10 protein-coding genes are annotated in these 12,588 nt (G+C 73.2%); 3 read left to right on the top strand and 7 right to left on the bottom strand.

Annotation, left to right across the window (positions count from 1 at the left end; all coding sequences use genetic code 11):
- Positions 1-120: 120 nt before the first annotated feature.
- The 6 genes from sucD to AB0D53_RS06515 form a co-directional block, all read right to left on the bottom strand.
- Positions 121-1,005: a succinate--CoA ligase subunit alpha gene (sucD, locus tag AB0D53_RS06540; RefSeq protein ID WP_093544207.1), complete on the bottom strand. Its 885-nt coding sequence runs from the start codon at positions 1,003-1,005 to the stop codon at positions 121-123.
- A 21-nt stretch (positions 1,006-1,026) separates the two neighbouring features.
- Positions 1,027-2,208, bottom strand: a complete 1,182-nt coding sequence (gene sucC / locus AB0D53_RS06535) for an ADP-forming succinate--CoA ligase subunit beta (protein ID WP_072486624.1) — start codon at positions 2,206-2,208, stop codon at positions 1,027-1,029.
- A 241-nt stretch (positions 2,209-2,449) separates the two neighbouring features.
- Complete coding sequence (locus tag AB0D53_RS06530; RefSeq protein WP_362440918.1) at positions 2,450-3,724, bottom strand: VWA domain-containing protein; 1,275 nt, start codon at positions 3,722-3,724, stop codon at positions 2,450-2,452.
- Positions 3,721-6,189 carry a DUF5682 family protein gene (locus AB0D53_RS06525; protein ID WP_362440915.1) on the bottom strand — a complete coding sequence of 823 codons (2,469 nt, stop codon included), beginning with the start codon at positions 6,187-6,189 and terminating at the stop codon, positions 3,721-3,723. The genes AB0D53_RS06530 and AB0D53_RS06525 overlap by 4 nt, the downstream gene beginning before the upstream one ends.
- Positions 6,186-7,298 (bottom strand): AAA family ATPase, encoded by a 1,113-nt coding sequence (locus AB0D53_RS06520; protein ID WP_362440912.1) that lies wholly within the window; start codon positions 7,296-7,298, stop codon positions 6,186-6,188. Before AB0D53_RS06520 ends, AB0D53_RS06525 begins: the two co-directional genes overlap by 4 nt.
- Before the next feature lie 111 nt (positions 7,299-7,409).
- Positions 7,410-7,634, bottom strand: a complete 225-nt coding sequence (locus AB0D53_RS06515; RefSeq protein ID WP_362440909.1) for a hypothetical protein — start codon at positions 7,632-7,634, stop codon at positions 7,410-7,412.
- Positions 7,635-7,788: 154 nt separating this feature from the next.
- On the opposite strand from AB0D53_RS06515, the gene AB0D53_RS06510 reads away from it, so the two are divergent.
- The gene (locus AB0D53_RS06510; RefSeq protein ID WP_362440906.1) at positions 7,789-9,198 is read left to right on the top strand and encodes an SWIM zinc finger family protein; all 1,410 of its coding nucleotides are present in this window, start codon (positions 7,789-7,791) and stop codon (positions 9,196-9,198) included.
- A 22-nt stretch (positions 9,199-9,220) separates the two neighbouring features.
- Complete coding sequence (locus tag AB0D53_RS06505; RefSeq protein ID WP_362440903.1) at positions 9,221-10,828, top strand: DUF5691 domain-containing protein; 1,608 nt, start codon at positions 9,221-9,223, stop codon at positions 10,826-10,828.
- A 45-nt stretch (positions 10,829-10,873) separates the two neighbouring features.
- On the opposite strand, the gene AB0D53_RS06500 is transcribed toward AB0D53_RS06505, so the two are convergent.
- Positions 10,874-11,287, bottom strand: coding sequence for a cobalamin B12-binding domain-containing protein (locus tag AB0D53_RS06500; RefSeq protein ID WP_329818731.1), 414 nt, complete (start codon positions 11,285-11,287; stop codon positions 10,874-10,876).
- A 321-nt stretch (positions 11,288-11,608) separates the two neighbouring features.
- Between AB0D53_RS06500 and AB0D53_RS06495 the strand changes: the two genes are divergently transcribed.
- Positions 11,609-12,529, top strand: a complete 921-nt coding sequence (locus AB0D53_RS06495) for an alpha/beta fold hydrolase (protein ID WP_362440900.1) — start codon at positions 11,609-11,611, stop codon at positions 12,527-12,529.
- Positions 12,530-12,588: the final 59 nt, after the last annotated feature.

Raw genomic sequence — 12,588 nt, 5'->3', positions numbered from 1 at the left:
TGAGGTGACGCGACGGAGACACGGAAACGGCGCGGGTCCGTACCCCTTGATCGGGTACGGACCCGCGCCGTCTGTGCGGTGACGCGATACTGCGGTGCCGCTCCGGGTGTGGCGGAGCGATCAGGCGCCGAGGATCTCGCGGGCCAGCTTGGCGGTCTCGGTCGGCGTCTTGCCGACCTTGACGCCGGCGGCCTCGAGGGCCTCCTTCTTCGCCTGGGCGGTGCCGGAGGAGCCGGAGACGATGGCGCCGGCGTGGCCCATGGTCTTGCCCTCGGGGGCGGTGAAGCCCGCGACGTAGCCGACGACCGGCTTGGTGACGTTGGCCTTGATGAAGTCGGCCGCACGCTCCTCGGCGTCGCCGCCGATCTCGCCGATCATCACGATCAGGTCGGTCTCGGGGTCGGCCTCGAACGCCGCGAGGGCGTCGATGTGCGTCGTACCGATGACCGGGTCGCCACCGATACCGACGGCGGACGAGAAGCCGATGTCACGGAGCTCGTACATCATCTGGTAGGTCAGCGTGCCGGACTTGGACACGAGACCGATGCGGCCGGGCTTGGTGATGTCGCCCGGGATGATGCCGGCGTTGGACTGGCCGGGGGTGATCAGGCCGGGGCAGTTCGGGCCGATGATCCGGGTCTTGTTGCCCTTCGAGCCCGCGTACGCCCAGAAGGCGGCGGAGTCGTGGACGGCGATGCCCTCGGTGATGACGACCGCGAGGGGGATCTCGGCGTCGATCGCCTCGACGACGGCGGCCTTCGCGAAGGCCGGCGGCACGAAGAGGACGGACACGTCCGCGCCGGTCTTCTCCATCGCCTCGGCGACGGAGCCGAAGACGGGTACCTCGGTGCCGTCGAAGTCGACGGACGTGCCGGCCTTGCGCGGGTTCACGCCGCCGACGATGTTGGTGCCGTCACCGAGCATGAGCTTGGTGTGCTTCATGCCCGTGGCACCGGTCATGCCCTGGACGATGACCTTGCTGTCCTTGGTGAGGAAGATAGCCATGGTGGTCTGAGTCCCTCTTCCTTACTTCGCAGCCGCGGCGAGCTCGGCGGCCTTGTCGGCCGCGCCGTCCATGGTGTCCACGCGCTGGACCAGCGGGTGGTTGGCGTCGGAGAGGATCTTGCGACCCAGCTCCGCGTTGTTGCCGTCGAGGCGCACGACCAGCGGCTTGGTGACTTCCTCGCCCTTGGACTTGAGCAGCGCGAGCGCCTGGACGATGCCGTTGGCGACCTCGTCGCAGGCGGTGATGCCACCGAAGACGTTGACGAAGACGGACTTGACGTCCGGGTCGCCGAGGATGATCTCCAGGCCGTTCGCCATGACCTCGGCGGAGGCGCCGCCACCGATGTCGAGGAAGTTGGCGGGCTTCACGTTGCCGTGGTTCTCACCGGCGTACGCGACGACGTCCAGGGTCGACATGACCAGACCGGCACCGTTGCCGATGATGCCGACCTCGCCGTCGAGCTTGACGTAGTTGAGGTTCTTGGCCTTGGCGGCAGCCTCGAGCGGGTTGGCCGCGGCCTTGTCCTCGAGGGCCTCGTGCTCGGGCTGACGGAAGTCGGCGTTCTCGTCGAGAGACACCTTGCCGTCGAGCGCGAGGATGTCGCCGGAGGCGACCTTGGCGAGCGGGTTCACCTCGACGAGGAGCGCGTCCTCGGCGACGAAGGTGTCCCACAGCGTCACCAGGACCTCGGCGACCTTCTCGGCGACCTCGGCCGGGAACTTCGCCTGGGCGACGATCTCGCGGGCCTTCTCGATGTCGACGCCGTCGACGGCGTTGACCGGGACCTTCGCGAGGGCCTCGGGGGTCTTCTCCGCGACCTCCTCGATGTCCATGCCGCCCTGCACCGAGGCCATGGCCAGGAAGGTGCGGTTGGTGCGGTCGAGGAGGTACGAGACGTAGTACTCCTCAAGGATCTCCGGCGCGGTCTCGGCGATCATCACCTTGTGGACCGTGTGGCCCTTGATGTCCATGCCGAGGATGTCGGTCGCGCGGGCGACCGCCTCGTCGGGGGTGGCGGCCAGCTTGACACCGCCGGCCTTGCCACGGCCGCCGACCTTCACCTGCGCCTTGACGACCGACTTGCCGCCCAGCCGCTCGGTCGCCTCGCGGGCTGCCTCAGGCGTGTCGATGACTTCACCGGCCAGCACCGGTACACCGTGCTTGGCGAAGAGGTCCCTCGCCTGGTACTCGAACAGGTCCACGCGCGTCCGTCCCTTAATCAATGGTCTCGCGGTTGGTTTTCTGCGTGGGCGTGCCGCGAGGGGCAACGTGACTGCTCGGTCACTAGGAATGCGCACACGGTGACCCCGGATACGCGGCATGTCCATCTCGCAGGTTATCCCCGTGGTCCGCAGGACCATAAATCAGAGATCGCACCTGAGCGGTGATTACGGTCACAGATCACGCCGGTGGCCGTGTACCGGTGGGCGGAACGGCAGCGTGTCAGCGGTGGGCCTCCTTGTCCGGTACGGGAAGCGGCCGCTTCTCGATGGCCGCCGCCATCACCTCGGGGAAGAGGTCCGGGGTGCAGGCGAAGGCCGGTGCGCCCAGGGCGCCGAGCGCGGCGGCGTGCTCGTGGTCGTAGGCGGGCGCGCCCTCGTCGGACAGCGCGAGCAGCGTCACGAACTGCACGCCGGAGGCCTTCATCGCGGCGACCCGCTTCAGCATCTCGTTGCGTATCCCGCCCTCGTAGAGGTCGCTGATGAGGACGACCACCGTGTCGGCGGGGCGGCTGATCCTCGACTGGCAGTACGCGAGCGCGCGGTTGATGTCGGTGCCGCCGCCGAGCTGGGTGCCGAAGAGCACGTCCACCGGGTCGTCGAGCTGGTCGGTGAGGTCGACCACCGCCGTGTCGAAGACGACGAGCCTGGTCCGCAGGGTGCGCATGGACGCGAGCACGGCGCCGAAGACGGACGCGTACACGACGGAGGCGGCCATCGACCCCGACTGGTCGATGCAGAGGATCACGTCCTTCTTCACGGACCGGGCGGCCCGTCCGTAGCCGATGAGCCGCTCGGGGACGACGGTGCCGTGCTCGGGGAGGTAGTTCTTGAGGTTGGCCCGGACGGTGCGGTCCCAGTCGATGTCGTGGTGACGGGGGCGGCTGATCCTCGCCGAGCGGTCCAGGGCGCCGGTGAGCGTGGCCCGGGTGCGGGAGGCGAGCCGCTTCTCCAGGTCCTCGACGACCTTGCGCACGACCGCTCTCGCGGTCTCCTTCGTCGTCTCGGGCATGGCCTTGTTGAGCGAGAGGAGCGTGCCCACGAGGTGTACGTCGGCCTCGACCGCCTCCAGCATCTCCGGTTCGAGGAGCAGCGCGGCAAGACCGAGCCGGTCGATCGCGTCACGCTGCATGACCTGGACGACGGAGCTGGGGAAGTACGTGCGGATGTCGCCGAGCCAGCGGGCCACGGAGGGGGCGGAGGCCCCGAGTCCGGCCGAGCGGCTGTTCCTGCCCCGGCCGCCGGGCCTGCCCCCGTCTCCGTAGAGCGCGGTCAGTGCGGCGTCCATCGCGGCGTCGCGCCCGGTGAGGGTGCGGCCGGTGCTCTCCGCGCCGTCCGCGCCCAGGACCAGCCGCCACCGCCGCAGCCGCTCGTCGTCCGCCGGGCCGGTGTGCGGGCCGGTGTCCGTGGGCGGTGGGGCGTGCGTGGGCGGTGGGGTGTGCGCCGGGGGCGGTGCGATGCCGGCCGTCCCGGCGGCCGTGGTCGTGGTCGTGGTCATCCCGTCGCCCCCAGCGGTTCCTCGGCGTTCGCGGCGCTCCCGGGCGGGGCGTCGCCGTCCGGGTCCGGATCGTCGTGCAGTCCGAGCAGCAGCCGCAGCACCGGCTCGACCGCGCCGGCCCGGGCCTCGTCCGGTCCCGGGGCGTATCCGGACGCCGTCGCCCCGGGCACCGTGCCGAGGCCGGCGGCTGCCGGTCCCCCGGTGGCCGGGCCCCTCCTCACGAGCTCGCCCAGGGTGCGCCGCACACCCGCTTCGTACGCCGAGAACGTGCGGCGCAGCAGCGGCAGTACGTCGGCGAAGAGGTCGGCGGGCACCCCGGTGAGCCAGGCGTCGACCAGGCCGAGCAGCCGCTCGTCGTGGACGAGCAGCATGCCTCCGCCGGCGGCTCCGCCGACGAACCCCTCGATCCACGCCGCGGCGTCGGCCGGGGGCGTGCCGGGCGACAGGGCCAGGCCCATCAGCCGTGCCGCGTCGTCCTCCGCGAGGCGCCCGTCGTCGAGCAGCAGGCGCGTCGCGCGCCCACGGACGACCCCCGCGACCGTGTCCCGGGCGGCGAGCCTGTGCAGTACGGCGGTCCAGCGCTCGCGCAGTCCGTCCGGGTCCGGGCCGCCGGCGTCCGTGCCGGCACCGGTCCGTACGGCCGCAGTGAGCAGGCCGATCGCGGTGTGGACCCCGTCCACCCGGCCGCGCATCTCCTCGGCGCCGTCGGCGTCGAGCCCGGTGCAGGCGGGTGGCAGCGCGACACAGATCCGCTCGGCGAGCCCGGCCGCGACCTCGCCGAGTGCCGCGGTGTCCGTGGAGCGCACGTCCCCGTAGCGCAGGGTGCGGGCGAGCGCGGGCAGGGCGTCGGCGAGATGGCCCACGTCGGCGTCGAGCGCGGCTCGGTCGGCGAGGGCCCGCATCACCACGGGGAGCGCGTCGGGCAGTTCCGCGAGGAGGCACTGTTCGGCGAGGGCGGTGATCTCGGCGAGCGCGGTCGCCGAGGCGGCCCGGGAACCGGCCTTGGCGGTCGCCGCGGAGAGCACGGTGGTGCCCCAGGTCCCGGCCTCCGCGACCTGTACGTACAGCTCGGGTTCCCAGCGCAGCCGCCAGCTCTCCCGGAAGGTGCCGGTGCCGGCGCGGCCTTCGGCGGGCTCGCCCCAGCCGACGGAGAGGACACACAGCCGGTGGAGCAGTCTGCTGCGGGCCGCGTCGTTGTCCTTGCGCAGGTCGAGCTCCAGCTCCCTTTCCTGCGCCTCGGGTCTGAGCCGGAGCGTGCGTTGTCGACGGGTGAGGTCGCGCTGGAGGGGGACGGCGGGGGCGGTGTCCGGCACCCGGCCGAGGGTCTCGCCGACGATCAGCCGGTCCTGGACTAGCGCGAGCGGCACGTCGGAGCCCTCGCACATCACGGCCCGGATCGCGTCGGTCGTCTCGCGCAGTCCGGCGAGCGGGCGGCCGCGCATGGCGGCGAGTGCCTCGGCGAGCCGGACGGCTTCGATGACATGGGCGGACGAGACGAACCGGTCCTCGTCGCGCAGGAGCCCGGCGACCTTCGTCATCCACCGCTCGACCGGGCGGTCCGCGGCGTCGAAGAGGTGTCCGTACCAGCCGGGCGAATCGATCCCCGCCCCGTATCCGCTGTGCCGGGCGAGCCGCCGGTGCGACCAGGGCACCCAGGTCAGTTCGGCCTTGACCTTGGGCAGTCCCTTGAGCAGGGCGCGGTCGGCGGCGAGGGTGGTCCGGGTGCCGAGCGCGGGTACGTGCCAGGCACCGCAGACGACCGCGACCTCGTCGCCGAAATCCTTGGCCGCCTTGCGGAGTTGAATGCGCATATGTGCCTCGCGGACGGCGTCGTGGGGGTGGCCGCCGTCGCCGTACACCTCGCGCAGGGCGGTCATCGCCTCGGCGAGCGCGGCGAACGGCGCCCGCGGGTCGACGGCTTCGCCGCCCCGGGTGCGGTGTTCGACGACGTCCTCCCACCAGCGCTCCGGGTCGTCGTAACCCGCCGCCTCGGCGAGCACGGCGAGGGGGTCGACCGGGGCCGGCCCGGCGGCCGGGCCCCCGGCACCGACACCGGCATCGGCATCGGCATCGGCATCGGGTGTGCGCTCCCCGTCCTCGTCCGCTTCGTTCTTCTCGGCCCGTGTCATGGCCAGGGAGTTCGCCGCGGGCAGGTCGATGAACCGGACCGGGGCACCGTGCTCAAGGGCCCAGCGGATCGCGACCCATTCGGGCGAGAACGCGGCCAGCGGCCAGAACGCCGCCTGTCCCGGGTCGTCGACGGCATGGGCGAGCAGCGCGACCGGCGGCCGCATCCCCTCGTCGGCGGCGAGCGGCAGCAACGCGTCTGCCTCCGGGGGCCCTTCGACGAGCACCGCCCGGGGGCGGGCGGCATCCAGCGCCGCGCGGACGGCACGGGCCGAGCCCGGTCCGTGGTGCCGCACCCCCAGCAGCAGCGGTCCCGCGGGACGTGGGGCCCGGGTCATACGGACACCTCGCGGCAGGCGCGGTAGAAGTCCTTCCACCCGTCCCGCTCGCGGACCACCGTCTCCAGGTACTCCTGCCAGACCACGCGGTCGGCCGCCGGGTCGCGGACCACCGCGCCGAGGATGCCCGCCGCCACGTCGCCGGGGCGCAGCGTCCCGTCGCCGAAGTGGGCGGCGAGGGCCAGGCCGTTGGTGACGACGGAGATCGCCTCGGCCGTCGACAGCGTCCCCGAGGGGGACTTGAGCCTGGTACGGCCGTCGGAGGTCACTCCGTCGCGCAGTTCACGGAAGACCGTGACGACGCGACGGATCTCGGCCATGCCGTCCGGTGCGGCCGGGAGGTCGAGCGAGCGTCCGAGCTGCTCGACGCGCCGGGACACGATGTCGACCTCGGCGTCAGGGGTGGCGGGCAGCGGGAGCACGACGGTGTTGAACCGGCGGCGCAGCGCGCTGGAGAGTTCGTTGACCCCGCGGTCGCGGTCGTTGGCGGTGGCGATGACATTGAATCCGCGGACCGCCTGGACCTCCTGCCCCAGCTCGGGAACGGGGAGTGTCTTCTCCGACAGGATCGTGATGAGCGAGTCCTGCACGTCGGCGGGGATACGGGTGAGCTCCTCGATCCGCGCGGTCGTGCCGTCGGACATGGCGCGCATGAGCGGGCTGGGCACCAGGGCGTCGCGGCTGGGCCCGTGCGCGAGCAGCTGCGCGTAGTTCCAGCCGTAGCGGATGGCCTCTTCGGGGGTGCCCGCGGTGCCCTGGACGAGCAGTGTCGAGTCACCGCTGACGGCGGCCGCGAGGTGCTCCGAGACCCAGGTCTTGGCGGTGCCCGGGACGCCGAGGAGCAGCAGTGCCCGGTCGGTGGCGAGGGTGGTCACGGCGACTTCGACGAGGCGGCGCGGACCCACGTACTTCGGTGTGATCACGGTGCCGTCCGGCAGGGTGCCACCGAGCAGGTAGGTGGCGACGGCCCACGGGGAAAGCTTCCAACGGGCGGGCCGCGGGCGGTCGTCGGCCGCGGCGAGGGCCTTCAGCTCATGGGCGAAGGCGTCCTCGGCATGCGGCCGGAGAGCCTGTACGCCGACGGTGGCGGTGGTTTCGGACACGGTCATGGATCCCCCTCCGGATCGGTCGACCCGATGCGTTTCCCACCGTGCACCATGGCACTGACAATCGGCCCCGCCCGCAGGCCGGGGCCGATTCACGGGCTGTGGAAGGGGCGTTCAGCCGGCCGCCGGCGGGACGGCCACGCAGCCGCCCGCGGCGGGCATGCCCTCCCTCCTCGACTCCTTGACGGCCTTGCCCTTGTGCGTGACCGAGCAGGAGACGTCCGGCCCGTTCCCGCCGACGGCGACCGGCATGACCGCGGGCGGCAGGATCCCGCGCGGCGTGACGGTCTTCCGCCGGGGCAGGGCGGGCGGCTCGGCCGTCCCGGCCTTCGGTTCCATGGCCTTGCCCCGCAGCCGTGGAACCGGATCCCGTCGGCACCCGAGCGGACGACGGTCGGGGCGGCGCGGACACCGGTGCGGCGGTCACGGATGCACATGCTGACGAAACAGCAGGTCAGGGCGATTGTCAGTGGTGCGTTCTACCGTCGTTCCCATGCTGCTATCTCACGGGGGAGAACCCTTGCGCACCGCCGGCCCGGTGGCGCGCTGGACGGTGGAGCAGGTACTGGCCCTCGCTCCTGACGAGGCGTCACGCAAGGCGGGGAGCAAGCTGGGTTCGGCCGGTCCCTGGTCGGGCGGCGGGTGTGACGGTTCGGGTGCGGTGTGGGGGCTGTGCGGGGGAAGCGGGAGCAAGCCGTACCGGACGGTGGTCGACACCACCGGCCCCGCGTACACGTGCAGTTGCCCCAGCCGGAAGTTTCCGTGCAAGCACGCACTGGGCCTGCTGCTGGTCTGGGCGTCGGACGAATCGGCCCTGCCGCCGGGCGGGGTGCCGGACTGGGCCGGTGAGTGGCTGACGGGCCGCCGCGAGCGGTCGGCCGGGAAGGGTGAGAGAGCGGAGCAGCGCACGGCGGACGGCGTTTCGGCCGCGGGCCCGGCCGATCCGGAGGCCGCCCGGCGGCGGGCCGAGCGCCGCGCAGAGCGGATCACCGGCGGCGCGCAGGAGCTGGAGGAGCGGCTGGCCGATCTGCTGCGCGGGGGGCTGGCGGCGGCCGATCAGCCGGGGTACGGGCTCTGGGAGGAGACGGCGGCCCGCATGGTCGACGCCCAGGCACCCGGACTGGCTGCCCGCGTACGGGAGTTGGGTGCCGTCGCGGCATCCGGTCCGGGCTGGCCGGTGCGGCTGCTGGAGGAGTGCGCGCTGCTGCATCTGCTGGACAGCGCCTGGCTGGGGATCGACCGGCTGCCGGAGCCGCTGGCCGCCACGGTCCGCACCCGGGTGGGGCTGACGGCCCCTGCCGAGGGTCCGCCGGTCCGCGACCACTGGCTGGTCCTCGCCCAGTACGACACCCCGGACGGCAAGATCGTCACGCGCCGCATCTGGCTGCACGGGAGGGAGACCGGCCGCACGGCGCTGCTGCTCTCCTTCGGGGCGGCCGGGCGCTCCCCCGGGCTCGCACTGCCGGTGGGCGGCACGCTCGACGCCGAGCTCACGCCCTATCCGGGCGCCGGGCAGCTACGGGCGGAGCTGGGGCGGCAGTTCGGGGTGCCGTCGCCGGCCGGCACCCCGCCTCCGGGGGACACGGCAGCGGCCGCGATCGAGGCGTACGGACACGCCCTGCGGGAGGACCCCTGGCTGGACGCCTGGCCGGTGGCGCTGCGCGATGTCATACCCGTGCCGTCGGGGGACGGCTGGCAACTGGCGGACGCGTCGGGCGGGGCGGCCCTGCCCCTCGCACCGGCGGCGCTGTCCCGGCCCGGTCTGTGGAGGCTCGTCGCCCTCTCCGGCGGCGCGCCGGTCACGGTCTTCGGCGAATGCGGCCACCGCGGCTTCGACCCGTTCGCGGCCTGGTCCGCCGGGTCCGGTGACGACGCGGCGTGCGGGACCGTGCCGCTCATCTGACGTCGGATTCGAAGGGGGACCCATGTCCGGCACCATCACACCCGCCCCGTCCGCACCCGCCCCGTGGGAAGAGCTCGTCACCACGGCGCTGCTCGGCACCGACCGCCGCCCCGCCGGGGCGGACGGCGGGCCCGCCGGACTGCTGGACGCGGCGGCACTCCACACCGTGCGGCGCAGGGCGGGCCTCCTGCCCGCCGCCCCGGCCGCCCGGCCCGAGCCGGCGCCCGTCGACCCGCGGCCGGCGCTGCCCCCGGCCGCGCGGCGCAGGCTCGCCCAGCTGCTGGCCGACCGGTCGGCCGCGGGCGGCTCGGGCGGCCGACGCGGTACGGCTCCCGACCTCACGGAGCTGATCCCGCAGTGGCTGGCCACCGCCAACCGGCAGGGTTTCCGGGCCCCGGCCGCGCTGCTGCCGGCCCTGCTCGACGCGGCCAGGGCCCGTACGGACCTGCGGCCTCCGGCCATGGCCTTCGCCGGGCCGCGCGGGCTGTGGCTGGCCGGGCTGAACCCCGAGTGGAAGTTCGCGTTGCGCGGCTCCTCGGGCGGCTCGTCGCTGCCCGGCCCGACGGAGCCGGAAGCGGTGGCCCGGCTGTGGGAGGAGGGTCTGTTCGCCGAGCGGGTCGCACTGCTCGCGGCGGTCCGGGCCCATGATCCCGCCGAAGCGCTCGCACTGCTCGCGAGCACCTGGAGCACCGAGCGGGCCGAGGACCGGCTGATGTTCCTCGACTCGCTGCGCACCGGGCTGTCCCCGCTGGACGAACCCTTCCTGGAGCAGGCCCTCTCCGACCGCAGCCGCAATGTCCGCTCGACCGCCGCCGAGCTGCTGTCCGCGCTGCCGGAGTCGGCGCTGGCCGGCCGGATGGCGTCGCGCGCGCTGTCCTGTGTGAGCCCCGGCCTCACCGGCGACGAGGCCTCGGTCGCCGTGGAGGCACCGCACGAATGCGACGCCTCGATGGAGCGCGACGGGGTGGTGGCGGTGCCCCCGTCCGGGCGGGGGGAACGGTCGTGGTGGCTCGGCCAGTTGGTGGAGGCCACGCCGCTCGCCACCTGGCCGGCGCGGTTCGCCGGCCGTACCGCGCGGGAGCTGGTCGCCCTTCCGGTCGCGGACGGCTGGGCCGAGGAACTGCACGCGGCCTGGTGCCGGGCCACGGTGCGGCAGCGTGACCCCGAGTGGGCCCGCGCGCTGCTCGGCACCCCCTCCGCCCCGCCGTCGAACGGCCCCGGCACGGCGTCGCTCGCCGAGCGGTCGAAGCTCCTCGCCATACTGCCCGCGGCCGAACGGGCCGGATGGGTGGCCGGCTTCATCGCCGCACACGGCCTGTCGGAGGCCTTCCAGATCCTGGGGGTCTGCCCGACGCCCTGGGCCGGACCGCTGGGCCGCGCCGTCGTCGACGCCCTGGACATCGCCCGGGACGCGGGCAGCTATCCCTGGAGCTTCAGCGGCGTGATGGGTCTCGCCGAACGCTGTCTGAACCCGGCCGAGGCGGACCGCCTGGAGGTCCTCACCACCACTCCGGACGAACCGGAGGACGCCTCACCGGGCGCGAACGGCTACTGGTCCGAGGCCTTCCAACGACTGGTCTCCACCCTGCGGCTGCGCGCGGCGATGGACTCGGAGCTGATCCCGGCCTGACGGAACCGGACCCGGCCCGGAGCCATGAGCCCCGGGCCCGGCGGGTCAGGCCTCCGCGGGGTGGCGGACGTTCGCGTTGACCCACTCGACGATCGACACCGTCGTGGCGCCCGGGGTGAAGATCTCCGCGACGCCCTGGTCCTTCAGCGGTGCGATGTCCGCCTCCGGGATGATGCCTCCGCCGAAGACCTTGATGTCCTCCGCCTCGCGCTCCTTCAGCAGCTCGATGACCTTGGCGAAGAGCGTGTTGTGTGCACCGGAGAGGATCGAGAGCCCGATCGCGTCGGCGTCCTCCTGGATCGCGGTGTCCACGATCTGCTCGGGCGTCTGGTGGAGCCCGGTGTAGATGACCTCCATACCCGCATCACGCAGCGCCCTGGCGATCACCTTGGCCCCGCGATCATGGCCGTCCAGGCCCGGCTTCGCCACCACCACACGGATCGGACCGGTCACACCCATCACTGCCTCCACATGCCTCTCCCGTGCCTGAAGGGCCGGGGATGTGAACGAACGTTATCTACAGCATCCCGCAAGCCGTCGTTTCGCGGTGGACGGGGAGGGGGAAATCACACGTGGGACATGTTCACCGGGCGCCGTCCCCGCGTCATGCGGCAGAACTGCCGTGCGGGACCGGCCGCCAGGGGAGCCGCGACGAGGTCGCCGTACCACCGCGCCGTCAGCCGCACGGCACGGTGGTACGGGCCTGCCCGGTCCACCGGCCGACTGCGCGCCGGTCGCCATCCGGCCGCCTCCCCCGCCCGCCGAAGCAGGAGGTCGGCCATGAAGGTCCTGCCTTTCCTTCCGCCACCACTGGGCCGGCCGTGTCAGGTCCCCGCTCTGCTGCCGACCGCGCTGCTGAAGGCCACCGCGCTGGAGCTGGTGGTCCTCGCCGGCCACGCGCTGCTCTACCCCACCGGCATCACGGGGGAACGGCGCGCCGCGCCCCTCCCGGACGGGCCGCACACCACACCTCCCGGCTCCACCCCCACCGCCCCGGCCGCGGCCTCCGTCCTCCCGGCCGAGGGCGACGAACGGCCGCCCGTCGTCCTGCTGCACGGCTTCATCGACAACCGTTCGGTCTTCGTCCTGCTGCGCCGCTCCCTCGCCCGGCACGGCTGGCGCCACCTGGAATCGCTCAACTACTCGCCGCTGACCTGCGACATCCGGACAGCGGCCGAGTTGCTCGGGCGCCATGTCGAGGAGATCTGCGCGCGTACCGGACACCACCGGGTCGACATCGTCGGGCACAGCCTCGGCGGTCTGATCGCCCGCTACTACGTACAGCGACTCGGCGGTGACCAGCGGGTCCGCACCCTGGTCACCCTCGGCACACCGCACGCGGGCACGGCCGTCGCCCCGCTGGCGAGCGCCCACCCCATCGTGCGGCAGATGCGCACGGGGTCCGCGCCGATCGAGGAGTTGCGCCGGCCCGCGCCCGGCTGCCGTACCCGGTTCGTGAGCTTCTGGAGCGAGCTCGACCGGGTGATCGTGCCTGCCGAGGCGGGCCGCATCGACCATCCGGACCTCGACGCGCAGAACGTGCGCGTCACCGGAATCGGCCATCTCGCCCTGCCGGTGCATCCGGCCGTGGCCGCCGCGGTCCGGCAGGCGCTGGAGTCCCGCGAACCGACGGCCGGAACCACCGGGGCCACCGGATTCGGAGAAACCGGCGGAATCGGAGGATCCGCGGGAGCCGCATGAGCCCCACGGCCCGACAGGGACCCCACAAATAGAACGCGTTTCGAACATAGAGCCAAGGC

Source organism: Streptomyces sp. NPDC048295 (genome assembly GCF_040652135.1).
Lineage (GTDB): Bacteria > Actinomycetota > Actinomycetes > Streptomycetales > Streptomycetaceae > Streptomyces.
The sequence above is the reverse complement of the archived record's forward strand: the minus strand, read 5'-3'. Positions and strand labels throughout refer to the sequence as shown.